Source organism: Ruegeria sp. HKCCD6604 (genome assembly GCF_013110635.1).
Classification (GTDB): Bacteria; Pseudomonadota; Alphaproteobacteria; order Rhodobacterales; family Rhodobacteraceae; genus Ruegeria.
In genome coordinates this window covers 218999-236721 of the sequence record NZ_WVQW01000005.1, presented here as the reverse complement: position 1 = coordinate 236721, position 17723 = coordinate 218999, and the positions used below count along the sequence as shown (strand labels likewise).

General features: G+C 58.4%; 16 protein-coding genes and 1 riboswitch. Of the genes, 5 read left to right on the top strand and 11 right to left on the bottom strand.

What is annotated here, in order from left to right:
* Positions 1–88: 88 nt before the first annotated feature.
* From glyS to GS614_RS14165, 3 genes are read right to left on the bottom strand one after another with little or no spacing between them, the layout of a single operon-like run.
* Positions 89–2314, bottom strand: a complete 2226-nt coding sequence (gene glyS / locus GS614_RS14175) for a glycine--tRNA ligase subunit beta (protein ID WP_171726605.1) — start codon at positions 2312–2314, stop codon at positions 89–91.
* Between the two features lie 9 nt (positions 2315–2323).
* On the bottom strand, positions 2324–3532 hold the full coding sequence (gene gltS / locus GS614_RS14170) for a sodium/glutamate symporter (protein ID WP_171119581.1): 1209 nt from the start codon (positions 3530–3532) through the stop codon (positions 2324–2326).
* Positions 3533–3540: 8 nt separating this feature from the next.
* Positions 3541–4062, bottom strand: coding sequence for a DUF6446 family protein (locus tag GS614_RS14165; RefSeq protein WP_171170622.1), 522 nt, complete (start codon positions 4060–4062; stop codon positions 3541–3543).
* Between the two features lie 78 nt (positions 4063–4140).
* Between GS614_RS14165 and GS614_RS14160 the strand changes: the two genes are divergently transcribed.
* Positions 4141–4773, top strand: coding sequence for a MarC family protein (locus GS614_RS14160; protein ID WP_171206867.1), 633 nt, complete (start codon positions 4141–4143; stop codon positions 4771–4773).
* Between the two features lie 8 nt (positions 4774–4781).
* Here the strand turns inward: GS614_RS14160 and GS614_RS14155 are convergent, their stop codons facing one another.
* Positions 4782–5711 (bottom strand): glycine--tRNA ligase subunit alpha, encoded by a 930-nt coding sequence (locus GS614_RS14155; RefSeq protein ID WP_152457612.1) that lies wholly within the window; start codon positions 5709–5711, stop codon positions 4782–4784.
* A 206-nt stretch (positions 5712–5917) separates the two neighbouring features.
* Here GS614_RS14155 and GS614_RS14150 point away from each other — a divergent pair, with 206 nt between their 5' ends.
* Positions 5918–7657, top strand: coding sequence for a serine protease (locus tag GS614_RS14150; RefSeq protein ID WP_171726604.1), 1740 nt, complete (start codon positions 5918–5920; stop codon positions 7655–7657).
* Positions 7658–7709: 52 nt separating this feature from the next.
* Here the strand turns inward: GS614_RS14150 and GS614_RS14145 are convergent, their stop codons facing one another.
* From GS614_RS14145 to metZ, 5 genes are all read right to left on the bottom strand, one after another.
* Positions 7710–9284: a thiamine pyrophosphate-binding protein gene (locus tag GS614_RS14145; RefSeq protein ID WP_171726603.1), complete on the bottom strand. Its 1575-nt coding sequence runs from the start codon at positions 9282–9284 to the stop codon at positions 7710–7712.
* Positions 9284–10732 carry a TrkH family potassium uptake protein gene (locus tag GS614_RS14140; RefSeq protein WP_171726602.1) on the bottom strand — a complete coding sequence of 483 codons (1449 nt, stop codon included), beginning with the start codon at positions 10730–10732 and terminating at the stop codon, positions 9284–9286. The genes GS614_RS14145 and GS614_RS14140 overlap by 1 nt, the downstream gene beginning before the upstream one ends.
* A 52-nt stretch (positions 10733–10784) precedes the next feature.
* Positions 10785–11708, bottom strand: a complete 924-nt coding sequence (locus GS614_RS14135) for a hypothetical protein (protein ID WP_216601180.1) — start codon at positions 11706–11708, stop codon at positions 10785–10787.
* Between the two features lie 133 nt (positions 11709–11841).
* Positions 11842–12945 (bottom strand): GTP cyclohydrolase FolE2, encoded by a 1104-nt coding sequence (gene folE2 / locus GS614_RS14130; RefSeq protein ID WP_171119574.1) that lies wholly within the window; start codon positions 12943–12945, stop codon positions 11842–11844.
* Between the two features lie 232 nt (positions 12946–13177).
* A complete protein-coding gene (gene metZ, locus GS614_RS14125) occupies positions 13178–14383 on the bottom strand; it encodes an O-succinylhomoserine sulfhydrylase (protein ID WP_171119573.1) in 1206 nt (401 codons plus the stop codon).
* Between the two features lie 62 nt (positions 14384–14445).
* A riboswitch (SAM riboswitch) is annotated at positions 14446–14523 on the bottom strand.
* Positions 14524–14644: 121 nt separating this feature from the next.
* Here metZ and GS614_RS14120 point away from each other — a divergent pair.
* A complete protein-coding gene (locus GS614_RS14120; RefSeq protein ID WP_171726600.1) occupies positions 14645–15343 on the top strand; it encodes a glutathione S-transferase N-terminal domain-containing protein in 699 nt (232 codons plus the stop codon).
* 69 nt (positions 15344–15412) lie between these two features.
* Here the strand turns inward: GS614_RS14120 and GS614_RS14115 are convergent, their stop codons facing one another.
* Together GS614_RS14115 and GS614_RS14110 are read right to left on the bottom strand one after the other, a co-directional pair.
* Complete coding sequence (locus GS614_RS14115; RefSeq protein ID WP_171726599.1) at positions 15413–15799, bottom strand: hypothetical protein; 387 nt, start codon at positions 15797–15799, stop codon at positions 15413–15415.
* Between the two features lie 225 nt (positions 15800–16024).
* The gene (locus GS614_RS14110) at positions 16025–16417 is read right to left on the bottom strand and encodes an OB-fold nucleic acid binding domain-containing protein (protein ID WP_152459842.1); all 393 of its coding nucleotides are present in this window, start codon (positions 16415–16417) and stop codon (positions 16025–16027) included.
* A gap of 127 nt (positions 16418–16544) precedes the next feature.
* On the opposite strand from GS614_RS14110, the gene GS614_RS14105 reads away from it, so the two are divergent.
* Both GS614_RS14105 and GS614_RS14100 read left to right on the top strand, forming a co-directional pair.
* Positions 16545–16868, top strand: coding sequence for a 2Fe-2S iron-sulfur cluster-binding protein (locus tag GS614_RS14105; RefSeq protein ID WP_152457603.1), 324 nt, complete (start codon positions 16545–16547; stop codon positions 16866–16868).
* Positions 16868–17611 (top strand): VCBS repeat-containing protein, encoded by a 744-nt coding sequence (locus tag GS614_RS14100; protein WP_171206874.1) that lies wholly within the window; start codon positions 16868–16870, stop codon positions 17609–17611. The genes GS614_RS14105 and GS614_RS14100 overlap by 1 nt, the downstream gene beginning before the upstream one ends.
* The last annotated feature ends 112 nt before the right edge of the window (positions 17612–17723 follow it).

The following is a 17723-nucleotide window of genomic DNA, read 5'->3' as shown; positions in this document are numbered from 1 at the left end:
GCAGCACCTTTTGATTTGCGTGCAGCATAAGCGCTTGCGCCCTTCGTGCAAGGGCGTTGTGGGCACGCATCACTGCGTGCCCGAGGTTTTAACCTTCGATCCGCGACAGATCGGCCACGCTGGAACAAACCTGCCTGATCTGACTGAGCAGGTTCAACCGGTTACGACGGATCACGTCATTGTCGGTGTTGACCTGTACGTCCTCAAAGAACGCATCCACCGGCCCGCGCAGCCCGGCCATCGCCGCCATTGCAGTTGGGAAGTCTTCGGATTTCAGGGCCACGTCGATTTGCGTCTGCGCCCCATCCAAAGCCGCGAAAAGCGCCTTTTCGCTGTCTGTCTCGGCAAATTTCACATCCGCACCGTAAGAGTATTCCACGCCGTCCTTTTCCTCGGCCTGGGTCAGGATGTTGTTGGCCCGCTTGAACCCCTGCACGAGGTTCTCGCCATCTTCAGTCGCGATCACTGCATTCAGGGCGCGGGCGCGTTTGACCAGCAGGTTGAGGTCGTCATTCCCCTCCATCGCGATGCAGGCATCGATGATGTCGTGGCGGATGCCCTCGTCGCGGAGGAAGACCTTGAGGCGGTCGTGGAAGAAGGAGAGGAGGTTTAGCTTGTCCTTGTCCAGTCGTGCCAAAAGCTGTTCTTCAGTTGCCGCCCCATCGCTGTCCACGACAGCGTAAGCCAGTTCCTTCAGCTGATCGTTAGACAGATATTCTGCTATCCCACTTTGGCCAATAGCATCGCCTTTCGCACGTACTTCACTGCCTTTGACCGCGATAAGAGTAGCGAGCAAATGACGCTCAATCGTTCGAGAGGTTAGGCCAACTCTCAAATTGTTGTCCAACACTAGCCTTACGACCCCCAATGCCGCTCGGCGCAGCGCAAACGGGTCTTTCGATCCAGTCGGCTTCTCATCAATCGCCCAGAATCCGGTCAACGTGTCCAGCTTGTCGGCCAGAGCCACGGTTACAGACAGTGGCGCGGTCGGCACGTCATCCGAGGGGCCAAGAGGCGAATAATGTTCCTGCGCTACGGCGGCCACGGCGGCGTCTTCGCCTGCGGCTTTGATATAGTAGCGCCCCATAAGCCCCTGAAGTTCCGGGAATTCATAGACCATCTCGGAACTCAGATCGGCTTTGGCCAGACGCGCAGCCTTTTCGGCCTGATCGGCATCCGCGCCTGTCACCGGGGCCAGTTCACGGGCCAGAGCAGCGATGCGATCAATACGCTCGGCCTGCGTGCCCAGCTTGTTGTGGAAGGTCACATTCTCCAACGCGCGGGTCCATTGGGCGATGTCCGTTTTGGCGACGCGCAGGTCGTTTTCCCAAAAGAACTTGGCATCGGCCAGACGCGCCGACAGCACCTTTTGATTGCCGGCCAGAATGGTCGCGCCGTTGTCGGTGGTTTCGCGATTGGCGACGGTGATGAAACGCTCGATCCGGCCGGTCTTTGGGTTCTTCACCGAAAAGAACTTCTGATGTTCTTTCATCGAGGTCTGCAACACCTCGGGCGGCAATTCGAGGAATTCCTCGTCGATTATCCCCATCAACACCACAGGCCATTCCACCAGCCCGGCAACCTCGGCCAACAGTCCCTTGTCTTCGACGATTTCCAGACCGGCGGCAAAAGCCATGTTCTGCGCATCATTCCAGATGTGTTCGGCACGTTCATCCTGTGACAGCAAAACGAATGCGCGTTTCAGCTTGGCAGCATAGTCCTCGAAAGACGTAACCGAGAACCGGTTGGGGGTCATGAAACGATGACCGGCCGTGGTGTCACCGGAACGGATGCCATCGACCTGCATCGGAACAACCTGCGCCCCTGATTCATCCGACAAGATGCACAGAATGGAATGCAACGGGCGCACCCACCGCAGACTGCCGCTGCCCCAACGCATGGATTTGGGCCATGGGAAATTGCGAATGGTGGCTTCCAGCACTTCGGCAATGATCTCGGCGGCCGGGCGGCCCGGTTTCTCGATGGTGGCGAAATAGACAGCGCCCTTGGGTGTCTCACGCTCTTCCAGTTGGTCGCGGGTCAGGCCCGCGCCCCGCAGGAACCCTTCGATCGCCTTGTCCGGCGCGCCAACCTTGGGCCCTTTGCGCTCTTCCCGGATTGTCGGGCTTTGCGCCAGCAGACCTTCCACCGCCAGTGTCAGGCGGCGCGGTGTGGTCAGTGCGGCCGCGTTTGAATAGGTCAAACCGGCCTCGACCAGACCATCGGTAATCCGCTTTTTCAGATCCTCACCGGCACGGGTTTGCATCCGCGCGGGAATTTCTTCGGAAAACAGTTCGATCAGCAGGTCGGGCATAGTCGGTCCTTAGAAGTTCACAATCGTCTGAATGACGATGGCATTGGCGATATCCACAAAGAAGGCGGATACAAGGGGCAGCACGATAAAGGCAATAGGCGACGGCCCATATCGCTTGGTTACTGCCGTCATATTTGCAATCGCCGTGGGTGTGGCACCCAGGGCAAAGCCTCCGAAGCCCGCGGCCAGCACCGCTCCGCGATAATTCGAGCCCATCAGGGGAAACAATACCCAAATCACGAAGACGACCGTAAACACCGTTTGCGCCGTCATGATCACGGCAATTGCCACACCCAGTTCCGCGATGGTCCACAACTGCAAGCTCATCAGTGACATTGCCAGAAAGGCCCCAAGCGCAAATTCAGACAGCAATGCCAGCGACGGTGTCCGTGCAACCGGCGGCGCGGACGGAGCGATGGCCGCTCGGACATTCGAAATCACGATGCCCATGATCAGACAGGGCACAAACAGCGGCAGTTTCAGCCCAGCGGCCGAAATCGCCTCGCCCAGCGCATAGCCCAGAATAATCGCAAGGTTCAGATGTAGCAGCACGCGCATGATAGTCACATGGTCAATTTCGGTGGCTGCGGTCGTTTCTTCCGGCAGTCCGACCGTATGTTCTTCGTCAGGTCGGTCCGGCGACAGGCCTCGTGTTTCCACCAGAAGACGGGCGATGGGGCCACCCACCAGCGCAGCAAGCACCAGTCCGAGCGTCGCCACGGCAACGCCAAGTTCGGTTGCACCGTCCAGACCCGTTGCGCTGGCAACTTCGGGTGCCCATGCGATTGCGGTTCCGTGTCCACCAATCAACGCGGCCGAACCGAACAGAACGCCAGCTTGCGCCGGATAGCCAAACAAGGAAGCCCCTGCCGCGCCGATAACGTTCTGCGCAACAATCGTGACAAGCGTCAAAATCAGAAGGATCAACAAAGGCTTACCACCGGCAATCAAGTCAGAAAGTCGCGCGTTCAGTCCGATCCCGGCAAAGAACAGAACCAGCAGAGCGTCCCGGGTCTGCAACTCGAATGACAGTTCTACATTGGCAAAGAGATACAGAAGCAAAACCACGAGCGAAGCCAAAAGGCCGCCCGTGACCGGTTCAGGAATATTGAACTGCCTCAGAACTGCGACTTTGCCGTTGATCCGGGCACCCAACAAATACACCGCAAACCCCAGAGTTGCAGTAATGAAGTCCGGGATCAAAACGGCGTCAGCCATGGTTTTCCTCAGTTTTCAGGGCGTTTCGGGCACTCCTCACCCACCACCGTACCGTCATAGGCTTTTTCACCGCAGTTGTTCAACGCGTGCCAGACATATCCCTTGCCATCCCTGGTAATCGCCACGATCCGGTCGACGCCGAAATGGATGTTCTTCTCACTCAAAAACGCCTGCGCCTGCCCCGATTTCAGTGCATCGCCCAGCGAAACGGCGTCGTAACAGTCAAACCAACCCGGCGCGGTCAAGGGTTCTGGGTTTTCAACAGCAATAAACCCGGCCATCTGATCCGGCTTCAGATCCGTTTCAAAACAGCCTCGGTAGCGGATCGGAGAACTGTCTGCATCGATCGCCTGAAAGTCCGAATAGGTGATTGGGACAGGCGCATCGCTTTGGTCCGTCATCAGGACCACGTCCTGGCCGGGCTGCGGTTCGACCTCATAGTAGAAACCGTAAATCTGCAAATAATACATTCCGGCCCCGGCCACCAAGGCCGACAACAACAGAACAATTGCCAGCAGTTTTCCCGTCATGTTTCAGGCTGCCTCTTTCAAGTTCTTGTAAAATAGGACAGGTTTCGTCCGGGTACAGGCATCAATGAGGTCAACACCATGGAATCCACGCTTGCTGTCGGTTTTTTCGGCGCATTGTTTGCCATCATGAACCCGGTTTCCAACCTGCCGGTGTTTCTGAGCGTCACTCAGGATCTGCCTGCTGCCGACCAGCGCAAGATTGCGGTGAAGACGGTGATCTATTGCCTGATCCTTGGCGGTGCCTTTGCGCTGGTCGGAAGTCAGGCGCTTGGCCTTTTTGGCATCAGCGTCAATCACCTGCGCGTCGCCGGCGGCCTGGTCGTTATGATGATCGGCCTCAACATGCTGAACGGAAACGAAAGCACCTCTCATCATGGAACAAAAGGAGAGAAGGAAGCTTACCCCGAAACCGATACGGTCGCCTTTTACCCGCTGGCCTTTCCCATTCTTGTGGGCCCCGGCACAATAACCACCCTGATCCTGTACGCACATCAGGTTAAAACCACGGTCGAGGCTTTTGTTTTTATGGGAGTATTTCTTGTCGTGGTCGGTCTGCTTCTGATCACGTTCTGGAACGCCGCATGGCTGGCTGAACGCCTGTCCAGCAACGCGCGCGTGATCATGAGCCGCTTCATGGGCATGATCCTTGCGGCCATTGCCGTCAGCATGATCGCAGACGGACTCAAAGCACTTTTGCCCGGACTGGCCTGATTGCCTCATCAGGCCTGAAACCCGGCGGCCTCGGTCTGCACGAACGCATCCGCACATTGTTTGGCCAACGCCCGGACGCGCCCGATATAGGCCTGCCGTTCGGTCACCGAGATCACGCCGCGCGCGTCCAGCAGGTTGAAGATGTGACTGGCCTTGATGCATTGATCATAGGCCGGGTGCGCCATGATGATGCGTTTGCCCGTCTTCGGGTCCACATGCTCCTGGCTCAGAATGGCGGCGCACTCGGCCTCGGCCTCTTCGAAGTGGCGCAGCAGAACCTCGGTGTTGGCCACGTCAAAGTTCCAGCGGGCATACTCCTCTTCGGTCTGCTTGAAGATATCGCCGTAAGTCAAAGGACTCGGCGACTGGGGGTCATTGAACGGCATGTCCATCACGTGATCAATGCCCAGCACATACATGGCCAGACGCTCCAGCCCATAGGTCAGCTCGCCTGATACCGGCGCGCAGTCATGGCCGCCAACCTGTTGGAAATAGGTGAACTGGCTGACTTCCATTCCGTCACACCAGACTTCCCAACCCAGACCCCACGCGCCGAGCGTCGGGCTTTCCCAGTCATCTTCGACAAAACGGATGTCGTGCAGGTCCATGTCGATGCCAATCGCCTCGAGGCTTCCCAGATACAGCTCCTGCAAATCCGGTGGGCTGGGTTTGATCAGCACCTGGTACTGATAGTAGTGCTGCAACCGGTTCGGGTTCTCGCCATAACGCCCATCCGTCGGGCGGCGTGACGGTTGAACGTAAGCCGCAGCCCAGGCTTTCGAGCCAAGCGCGCGCAGGGTGGTCGCGGGATGGAACGTTCCGGCCCCGACTTCCATGTCATAGGGCTGTAGAATGGCACAGCCTTTAGAAGCCCAATAGGTCTGAAGCCGCAGGATGATCTCCTGAAATGAACGCGGTGCGCTGGTCGGTTCGGTCATGGCATTCCCTCTGGGCGCCTTTGCGCCCGGTTCCGGTCGGTTTTGCCCTTCCTATGCAAGGGGCAAAGGGGCGTCAACGGGGCTTGGGGCCAAGCCTGTATCTGCAGGGCCACACCGTAAATTCCCCGCATTCGCGGCATGGCTTTTCGCAAATGAATTCGCGTATTCTGCGCCAAAGCACGAACACTGCATAAGACGGGCAGACTATGACACGCGTATTTTCAGCAATCCTATTGTTTCTTCTGGTCGGCCTGCGCGCCGCAGCCGCACAACAAGATCCCGGCGTCTGGGTCCAGGTCGAGGCGCGGCCCTCGCTGCGCGAAGCGCAGGAACGGGCACAGGCCTATGCCAGCGCTTTGCCGGACGTGAACGGGTTTCGCCTGAACAGCGGCTGGTACGCGATCGTGATCGGCCCCTATGCGCGGGCCGACGCCGAACAGGTGCTGCGCGTCTATCGGGCGGAAGGCCAGATCCCGCGCGACAGTTACATCGCGTTTTCCAGCGCGATGGGGCAACAGTTCTGGCCCATCGGGGCAAACGTGCTGAACCGTGGCACCGTCGCGGCACCAATTGAACAAGCGGTACAACCGGAAGAAGCTCCGGCAGTCGCCACACCACAGGATTCGGATGAAACCCGTGCGCAGGCGCTTCAATCCGAACGTCTGTTGACCGCGCAGGAACGCAAGGATCTGCAAACGGCTCTGCGCGCGGCGGGGTTTTACAACTCGACCATTGATGGTGCGTTCGGGCAAGGCACCCGCCGATCGATGAGCGATTGGCAGCGCTATAACGGGTTTGACGCCACGGGCGTTCTGACGACGTTGCAGCGCAAGGCCCTGATGGATGAATACAACGCGCCGCTGATCTCTGTCGGAATGGAGCGGTATTCCGACGACAAGGCCGGGATCGTGCTCGACATGCCTCTGGGCGCTGTTAGCCTTGATCGCTATGAGGCCCCCTTCGCACATTTCAAAAGCAGCTCTGACCTGAACGCCAAGGCGCTGCTGATCAGCCAGGAGGGGGACAAGAACACGCTCCGCGCGCTTTACGAGGTGATGCAATCGCTTGAGATCGTTCCACTGAATGGCCCTCGTGAACTGGGCCGCGACCGGTTTACCCTTGAAGGACGCGGCAACGGCAAAGTGTCCTTTACGCAAGCGCAATTGGCCGATGGAAAAATCAAGGGCTTCACCCTTGTCTGGCCCGAAGGAGACGAGGCACGTCGCCTGCGAGTTCTGTCAGCGATGACGTCCAGCTTCAGCACGACGGATGCGGTTCTGGATGCCGCCGCCGGTGCTTCCGCAGAACAGCGCATCGATCTGGTGTCGGGCCTTCAGGTCCGCAAGCCTCGGCTGACGCGCTCTGGTTTCTTCGCGGATGAGAACGGGACAGTACTGACGGTTTCCGAGGCCGCGGAGAGCTGCACGCGGATCACTCTGGATGGTGATCAAGAGGTTCAACTGGCCCTGACTGACCCTGAACTTGGCGTGGCGGTCCTGCGCCCTGCAAAAACGCTCGCCCCCATGAGCGTCGCCGCGTTCAGTGCCGCCAAGCCGCGCATCAAGTCAAAGGTGGCCGTGTCCGGCTTTTCCTATCAGGGCGCATTGGGTGGCCCCACCCTGACCTACGGGCAGGTCGCGGACATACGTGGGCTGAGCGGTGAGACCGGCGTCAAGCGTCTGGCGCTGAACGCCCAACCCGGTGATGCAGGCGGCCCGGTCTTCAACGACAGCGGCAACGTCGTTGGAATGTTGTTGCCCACACCGTCCGAAGGGCGCACCCTGCCCGCTTCGGTCAGCCTTGCGGCCACCGTTGATCGGTTGACCGAAATTCTTGCAGAGGCCGGAGTGTCCGGTCAATCGAGCGAAGAAACCATACAGATATCACCCAATGAGTTGAACCGGCGCGCAACCGGCATGACGGTTCTGGTTCACTGCTGGGATTGATCCGACAGCACCTCAGCAAAAAAGCGCCGCATGAAAGTGCGGCGCTTTTTCGTTACAGAATATCAGGTGTCACGTGGATCAAGGTCGGCACAGGCGCATCGAATGCGGCCCTTACTGCACTTTGCATCTCTGCCACATTCGAAGGCGCCGAGGAGCGCGCACCAAAGGCTTCGGCAAGATTGCAGAAATCGGGATTATGCGCCATGACCGCGTTGGGCGCGATCTGGCTGCGCACCATACTGTCCTCGATTTCCTTTAGTTTGCCATTGTCCCATAGAATGATGGGCAGCGACAATCCCAACTCAACCGCCACGCCCAGTTCCTGCATTGTGTAATGGAACCCGTAATCCCCGGCGATAACCGCCGTGGGTTTGCCGCGCCGGGCAACCGCCCCGCCAATACCGGCGGGCAACCCATAGCCAAGGGTGCCAAACCCCGTCGGATGATGCCAGTGATGAGGATAGGCCATGTCCCATACCTCTTTGGCGACATAGGCAAACTGCGTCATGTCCGAATAGATCATAGTGTCGGCCGGCATGGCAGCGCGCAAAGCATCCGAGATCGGCACGATTCCGGGCCGCTCTGCATCCACCTCGGCACGCCAGCGGGCGCGCATCTCGGCGACTTCCTCGGGTGACCAGCCTGTTGCTGGTTTCATGTCCTGAGTTGCGTGCCACAAGGCGCGGGCAAAGCTCTGGCTGTCGACTTGCAGCTTGATGGCGGCGCGATGGCGATCGGAAAGAACTTCGGGGTCGAGGTCGACGCGTATCAAGGTCGCCTTGTGCCCCAAATCCTGCCGCCACAAATCGATCTCGCCCAGCTCGGCCCCCACCGCAACGACCAGATCCGCCGACGCGATTACCTCGGCGCTGCCGGGACGCGGCAACATGGACCCGAAGTCCAGCGGATAATTTGCGCCCGGCAGCCCGCGCCCGGCATACGTGGTAAAACAGGCCGCCCCCAGCTGTGTCAAAATCTGACGCCAATCATTCGACCTGCATCCGCCGCCCAGGATGAACAGCGGCCTGCGGGCAAGGTTCAACATGGACACGACCGATGACACGTCAGGCGGCAAGGCTTTGGTGCGCAGCGCAGGCTGGTTGGGGAACGGCGCGGGGTCGGCCTCTGCCTGCAACTGCGCGATGGGCACCTGAATGTGCTTGGGGCGCGGGCGAGAAAGCTCGAATTCTTCAAACGCCCGTTCTATCAGCCCATAGGCAGCTTCGGCAGAGTTGGCCTGTACAGACCAATCCGCAACCGTGCCGGCGGCAGCACGTTGATCTTTCATCTGGTGCAACTGACCCCGGACAGCCTGCGTTTCATCCAGACAAGAGGACAGAATCAGCATCGGAACCGAGTCGCTGTAGGCCTGTCCGATCGGGGTCATGATGTTGCACAAACCGGGGCCGGTGATCACATAGGCGACGCCGGGGCGGCCGGTTGCGCGCGCGTAACCATCAGCCATGAATCCGGCCCCCTGCTCGTGCCGGGCCAGAACATGCGTGATGCCGGCCTCTTCGATACCACGATACATTTCCTGGTTGTGGACGCCCGGTATACCGAAAATCACATCCACGCCACGATCCTTGAGCATATGCGAGATTTGCGCGCCAAGGGGTCTTTTCATCAGCCTCTCCAGAATTGAACGGTGAAGATCGCGTATACCGCTAAAAGCTCGAGCCGCCCGACCAGCATTCCAGTTGTCAGCAGCCATTTGGCCGTATCGTTGAGACCTGCGAAATTACCCGCCGGTCCGATCTGATCGCCAAGACCCGGGCCAACGTTGGCCAGCGCTGTCGCGGCCCCGGACACCGAAGTAATGAAGTCCAGACCTGTCAGTGCCAACGCCCAGGACAATACGCCCATCGACAGAACGAAGAACATGAAGAAACTCATCACCGAGGTCAGAACGTCCCGTCCGACCGGCCTTCCATCATAGAGCGGCATGAACACGCCATGTGGGGACCGGATCCGTTTGATCTGGCTTTTGATCGAGGCAAACAGCAACTGATACCGGAAAACCTTGATCGAACACGCCGTCGACCCCGCGCATCCACCGATCAATCCGATCAGGAAGAACAACATGATCGGAAAGCTGCCCCACCCCATGTAATCGACACTGGCATATCCTGTCCCCGAGATGATCGAGGTAATATTGAACAACGACTCGCGGAACGCCTGTTCCCAGTGATGGGGAAAGACCGAGGTCAGAAAGACTGACATGATGACAACCAGAACCAGAATGGTCGCCAGAAACGCCCGAATTTGACTGTCTTTCAACAGTGACGATGTATGACCATTGGCCAATTGCACATAACGCACAAAGGGAAGAGCCGCCAAGATCATGAAGACGGATGCAGCATATTCGGCCGGGCCTGAAAATGTACCAAACGAGGCATCATAGTTCGAGAAACCGCCCGTGGACACCGTCGTGAAAGCATGGACCAACGCGTCAAAAAAGCTCATCCCAAACGCGGCATAGACCAGCACGCATACAAGTGTCAGGAAGACGTAGATCAGGGAAATCTGCCCCGCAATCTCCTGCGCGCGAGGCAGGATTTTCCCCATGGTTTCAAATCCTTCCGAGCGGAAGATTTGCATGCCACCAACCCGCAATTCGGGCAGGAATACCATCGCGACGACGATGATACCGATGCCTCCCAGCCATTGCAGGATACCGCGCCACAACAAAAGGCCCTTTGGCAGCGTGTCCAACCCTGATATTACGGTCGAACCGGTCGTCGTAAGGCCTGACATCGCCTCAAAATAGGCATCGACAAAGCGCAGCTCGGTTTCACCGAACAGAAACGGGATTGCACCAAACACCGGCAGCGCGACCCAAACGCCGGTTGTCAGCAAAAAGGTCTGCCGGATGGTCAGCCCCTCGCCCACACCGTTCGAGCAACTCATCGCCAGGACGGATCCGGTCAGCATTGTGATTATCGCGCTTTCCAGGAACACATTCCATTCGCCGCGACCTTCGATAATGTCCGCGAGCATAGGAAACAGCATGGTCGCCCCAAGAATGGCGACCAGCAAGCCAATCACATATCCGACCGGGCGAAGATCCATCATAACGCGCAGCGTTGGCGCGCCAGCCCGACCGTGTCAAGCAGATGATCCCGGTTTACGTGTCTGTTTTGGTATCCGCTCCCGGCATTGCGGGCGGTTTCGACGGCGGTCGCGTTTTGCGCGCCTGCGGTTTTGATTGTTCTGCCGATGCCGCAGGTTTTGACCGCGCAGCAGCGGGCGCCGACTGCTGAGTTTCTGCTTTGGGAGCAAGGGGCGCGGTTTTTGCTGGGGTCGAAACGGTTTGTTCGATAGGCTTAGCGGCTTTGGCACGCGCAGCAGGTGCCTTGGTCGCAGAAGCCGCCGGTCGGGTACGAGGTTTTTTTGCCGGGGCCGACGCGCGAGAGGAAGACGTGGTTGCAGTCGCGTTCCGCGCAGCCGGTTTGGCGTTTTTTGCAACAGCTGCAGCCGGTTTCGATTCTGTTTTTGGCTGCGGCGCCGGTTTGGGTGCTGGTTTTGGTGCGGGCTTTGCTATCGCCGCAGGTTCAGCCTTTGGCGTGACGACGGCGCGCGGCTTCGCGGAAAACTCCGCGGGTTTGGGCTCAGGTTTGCCGGCGGTGACCTTCGTTACGGTTTTTTTCACTGCTGCGGTCTTTTTGACGACAGTTTTTTGCACACGCGGCGCAGTGGCTTTTGCCTTGACCGTCGTCTTTTCCACCGGCTTTTCCGGGGACGCCGCAGCCACGTGCAACGCCTGCACAGGAGCCATCGGCAATTCGAACGCTGAACGGGCTACGATCTGCATGATCTTCATCTGGTTGACCATTGCGTAACCAGCCATGCGAATTGCCGCAGCTTGAAACTCCAGCGGTTGGGTAATCGGATTCATTACATGCTTCTCCTGTAATAACGATGCAGCCCAAATGTGATGGATAAAACGCCTTGCCCTCTTCGATTTCTCGAACGGTGGTCGCGGTCTTGCAGTCCAAGGCGTCTCACGTCTCGGCATCCTTTTCGGGGCGGCCAGCCAATCAAATGGCAAGCATCCAGCTGCTGCATTCACGATAGATATATAACAAACGACTGCGCAAATGCAGCATTTTTGCTGCATTGCGGCAAAAGAACGCCTACCGCCGTAATCTTTGATTAAATCCTAATCGCTTACACGGCGGTATTCACCCAACGTGAAACAAAGTGTTGAACAGTCTTGGATCCAAGCTGGATGCCGCAAAGGTTGGGCCTTCGGTCAGAATCGACACAGCGTCGTGGCTATGCAGGCTCTCCTGATGGCTGGCTACTATCCGGAAATCACCAACATGATGATCTGCCAGCAATTCAGCGCAGAACAAGCGCGCCGCATCTTCGACAAAAATCGGATTGGCTGCGTTCAACTCGGCAAAAGCCTGTTCGTCTTCACGTTTGACCATGACCTGAGTTTCGGTCGGCACCGCGCGTCGGCACAACTCGATCAGGTCTTCAAACCAAAGACAATCGGCATCGCAATCCACGACCACGGAAATTCGCGCGACAGATCGTTGCGAATGCGGTGTTGCCAATTGTCCCCGCATGACACGGGCATGTTCGCTCAACTCCAGAGAGCACGGGCAAGTCGAGGAATAGACATAGTCCAGATGCATGATCTTCTGGCGCACACCGCCCGACTCCACCAGTTCCAGAGCGATGTCGTAATATTGATATCCTTCCAGACCTGATCTCAGGCTCTTGACCTTGTCGGGGTAAGAAAACCGCATTTGGATACGAGCGTCAAAGCTGTCCAGATCGGTCATATAGTCGTCAAGCGCCGCCTGCATCACTTCGAAGCTGAATGTACGCTCGGCATGTTTGTAAAAAGACCGCATGATCCGGGACATGTTGATGCCCTTTTTCTCCGCCTCAAGGCTGACGGTGCCCGTAACAGATGTCTCAAGCGTCAGGTCTTCCCCATCTTTCCGATGGAAACGGATCGGCAGGCGAAAGTTCGAGATGCCAACATGCTGAATCTGTTGCTTGGCACCGCGTATCAAGCTGGACGGGCCGTTTTGCAAGTCGGGCAACGACGCTCGGTAATCCGCGTCAACCGAGAAACCCTCCGGGTACTCGCGCGAAAGCGAAGGATAGTTCACCCGGGTCAGGCCGGGCACCAGCCGCGCAATAGCCGGATCCAGTTGGCTGATCTCGGATGCCGTCGCAGATTCCGCCCATTGCCGCAGAACTTTCAGGGCCTCGGCGGCTTTTTCCTGATCCGGGGTCTCATCAATATCGCGCGGGTGGATGTTCATCGGCTGCGGTTCCTCGATTGGTCGTAGAAATATATACGACTGCAGGTGATTTACCAGTTTAACCCAATACGCAGGCAATAGCAGTCCGGATTGAAAAAACCGGCGCAAAACCGTCATTCTGCAACGAAATACGCCTTTCGCAGACACAAAGGTCAGGCTTCAACCGCGAACACCACCCGGAAAGACGCCGCGTTCACAGATAACGCGACGACCCCTAGTGGTAAGAGGCTTGTCACTGTGCTGCTGTTTGCTTCTGCGAAGCCTCCAATGCCTGCTGGATGTCTGCCAGCAGGTCTCCGGCGTCTTCCAGGCCAACGGAAAAACGGATCAGGCCCGGCGTAATGCCCAACTCGTCCTTCTGCGCATCGCTCAGACGCTGGTGCGTTGTGGTCGCCGGGTGCGTTGCGATCGACTTGGCATCGCCCAGATTGTTCGAGATCACAGGAATGGTCAGCGCATTGAGGAAAGCAAAAGCCGCGTCCTTGCCGCCCTTGACATCCAGGGACAACACGGTCCCGCCTTTTCCACCAAGTTGCGATTGAACCAGAGCGTTTTGCGCGTGGGTCTTCAAACCGGGGTAAAGGGTGCGCGCCAGCGCCGGGTGCCCTTCCAGCGCCTCTGCGATCCGTTGTGCACTGTCGGCCTGCGCATTGACGCGCAGCGCCATGGTTTCCAGACCTTTGAGCATGACCCAGGCATTGAACGGGCTGAGCGCGCCGCCGGTATGCTTCAGATACGGCTCGACGGTTCCGCGGATGAAATCCCTGGTGCCGATGATGACGCCGCCCAGCGCACGGCCCTGTCCGTCAATATGCTTGGTCGCCGAATAAACGACCACATCCGCGCCCTGTTCTATCGCGCGCGAAAAGACGGGCGTCGAAAACACGTTGTCCACCACCACAATCGCCCCGACGGCGTGGGCCAACTTGGACACGGATGCGATGTCGATCACTTCAAGAGTCGGGTTCGACATCGACTCGAAGAAGACCGCCTTGGTGTCCGGGCGGATCGCTGTCTGCCATTGCTCCAGATCGGTGCCGTCCACAAAAGTCACCTCGACGCCAAAACGGGTCAGGATGTTTTCCAGAATGTACAGGCAGGACCCGAACAGTGCCTTTGCTGAAACAACATGGTCCCCGGCCTTCAGCATCGAGGTCAGCGCTCCGTTCACCGCCGCCATGCCCGAGGCCGTCGCGAACGCATCCTCGCCACCTTCAAGGGCCGCGATGCGCTGTTCGAACATAGACACGGTCGGGTTGCCATAGCGGGCATAGATGAACTCATCGGGGCCGCATTCCAGAAACCGGGCTTCGGCCTGTTCGGCAGTTTCGTACACAAAGCCCTGCGTCAGGAAAATCGCCTCGCTCACCTCGTTGTACTGACTGCGGCGGACACCGCCATGGACGGCTTGGGTGCGTTTGTTCCAGTTCTCGCTCATCTCATTCCCTTTCAGCCTCCGGCGGAGGCAAACAAAAAACCCCAGACGCGGCCAAGCGAAAGGGGTCTTTCATCCTGACCTTTTAGCGGTGTTGTTTAGCGTGGCCCGCAATCCGGTAACAAATCGCCACGAAGCTCTGGGATGGCATACGCCTCGGGCGGTTTGCGGTCAAGCCCGGCCTGCGTTTCAGTCACGCTTTCGTAAGCGGCCCTTGCCGAACCGGCAGAAACCCGCATGATCCCTTCAACATCAGGAGAACACATGGCCGACCCGATTGATCTGTACTTCTGGCCCACACCGAACGGCTGGAAAGTGTCCATCGCCCTTGAGGAGATGGAACTGCCCTACACCACGCATCTGGTCAATATCGGAAAGGGCGATCAGTTCGACCCGCAGTTCCTGAAGATCGCCCCGAACAACCGTATGCCCGCAATCGTGGACCCTGACGGGCCGGATGGTGCACAGATCTCGGTTTTTGAAAGCGGGGCAATTCTGATGTATCTGGCCCGCAAGACCGGGCAGTTCTATGGCAAGACCGAGCGTGATCGGATCGCCGTCGAAGAATGGCTTATGTGGCAGATGGGCGGTGTTGGCCCGATGGCAGGTCAGGCGCATCACTTCCTGAAATACGCCCCGCAACTGAACCCGCCACAGGACCTGCCCTATGCCAAAGATCGATACCGGGCCGAGGTCGGTCGTCTGTACGGGGTGCTCGACAGACGGCTGGCCGAGAACGAATACGTTGCCGGAGACTTCTATTCGATTGCAGACATGTCGATCTGGGGCTGGGCCAGCCTGTGGGAAGGGCAGCAGCAAGTGCTGGAGGACAAACCCCACTTTGCGCGCTGGCTGAAGGCCGTCGGCGCCCGCCCCGGTGTTCAGGCCGGGCGCGCTCTGCACGCAGAGCTACGAGGAGACAATCGTGACAAGCAGGCGCAGGAGGTCTTGTTCAAACGATGACTGCGTTGAAAACCCGTTTGGATTGACGCTGATCATCAGCCCTGGCTGGCTTGGCCACGGCAGGTTCGGCTAGCGAAACTTGAATTCGGGTTCCGCCAGGAAAGGCATCGGGGTGTTCCTCCAAGCTCCACTGCGCAGCGCGGCAGGATTTCTGTGGTCAACGCGCATCCGGGGTGTCAGAACAAAAGCCGCTTGCTTCTTCCCATCCGTTTCCCGCACCAAGCGTGTCATCTCTTTTCGCTTCAGACGCTGCAATTCCGAGAGGTATTTTTGGGTATTCCCAAGGTGTCTGCGCTCGAAAGAGTGGGCACTCAATGCTTCCTCGATCATTCTGGCGGTATGCACGTATCCTTTTGAACGCGTATGCTCCAACAGTTCGCCAAGGCGACCGGCAATCTGGCTCTCATCCAGCTGGACGGTTTTTTCGAACGATCCATTTCGTGTTACTTCGGGCATCTGAACTGACTCTGAGAAGATGTTGAGTAGCGTGCCGTCGCGCCTGCGTTCAGACACAGGCCGACGCATAGAGATGCCCGCAGTACTAACACGACATCAAAGAGTCGACCGACCAATGCCGAATTGGCGGAAAAGCGCCTTTGACCCAGCGTGATATGCGAGAACTTACCGACATTCATCGGCGCACAGGTCTTGCTGTGCGCAAGGCGGCAAGACAGCCGCTCGCTATTGTCCGTCACGGCAGGCCGCCCCTGCGCCCTGAACCAGCATATCCAGCATCCCCGAAATATCCTCGATTTCTTCCGCAATCACATGGGTCACTGAATGCGCCCGCTGCATCCGGCCCGTCACCTTCAGCAACCGCCCCGAAATCACCGCACGGCGGAACCGTTCGTAGATTTTGCGCCACACCACCACATTCACGATCCCGGTCTCATCTTCAAGCGTCAGAAAGATCACGCCCTTGGCCGTCCCCGGCCTCTGCCGCAGGATCACAAGCCCGGCCACAGCCACGCGCGCGCCCTCGGGCGGGGAATCCAGTTGGCTGGAAGGTAGGCAGGACGGCGGGCGCGGCCAATCCCGGTTTGAAACCACAGGGCGAATGGGTGTAACAAGCATAAGAACAAAAATAGAACAAACGACAAGAAAGTCCAGACACGGCGCGCTGAGTCGCAAATGAGGCTGGAAAGACCTAAATGCCTTCACTAAGGAAGAAATCGAACATCGCAAAAGGAAGACGCACGCAATGGCAAAGATCACCTATGTCGAGCACGGCGGTACCGAACACACAGTCGAGGTCGCCAACGGACTGACCGTCATGGAAGGGGCCCGTGACAACAACATTCCCGGCATTGAGGCCGATTGTGGCGGCGCCTGCGCCTGCTCGACCTGCCATGTCTACGTCCACCCCGACTGGGTCGAGAAAATCCCGGCCAAGGATGACATGGAAGAAGACATGCTGGACTTTGCCTATGAGCCCGACCCGGCCCGCTCGCGCCTGACCTGCCAGATCAAGGTCACCGATGCGCTGGACGGTCTGGTCGTTCAGATGCCTGAAAAGCAGATCTGATGCACAACAATGCGCCGCGCCTGCCCCGCCGCTTTTGGCAATCTCGGGCACGCGGCGCTTTGCTATCTTTCGGACTTTGGCTCTCACAGCAACCGGCTGACGCGGCGGAAACCATCAACGGCGCCCGTTTCACAGAACCAACCACCCGTTACGCCCATGGCGTCCTGGGTGACACGATCGAATATGGCGCGCTGGAATTCACGACCGACACTACGGTCGTAACTGTTCGACTGCCGCAGGATCGCGTGTTCGAAGACCTCGCTCCGCGTTTGGCAGACGTCAACCTGGACGGCGCGCGCGAAGCAATTGTCGTTGAATCCCACGACAAATCAGGGGCTCAACTTGCGATCTACGACGCCGCCGGAGACAAGATCGCGGCCACGCCTCATATCGGTACCCGCTTCCGCTGGCTCGCCCCGATCGGGGCAGCCGACCTGGACGGCGACGGACATGTCGAGATCGCCTATATCGACCGTCCGCACCTTGCCAAAACGCTGCGCATCTGGCGCTACAAAGACAACGCCCTGACCGAAATCGCGGCTCTGCCCGGATTGACCAACCACAGGATCGGTGAAGATTTCATTTCCGGTGGCCTGCGCACCTGCGGCGACCGCCCGGAATTAATCGTGGCCAGCGCCGACTGGACGCGGATCGTCAGCGTCTTCTACGACAACGGCTGGATCACATCCGACCGGGGCCCGTTCCACGGCCGCAAAAGCCTTGCCCAAGCCCTGAACTGCTGATCCGCTTCTTCGTCTGGCCAAAAAAATCCTGGGGGGTGAGCGGTTGAAAGGAAATCGTCCAGTGGACGATTTCGACCGCGAACGCGCGCAGCGCCGGGAGGCCGCAAGGCCG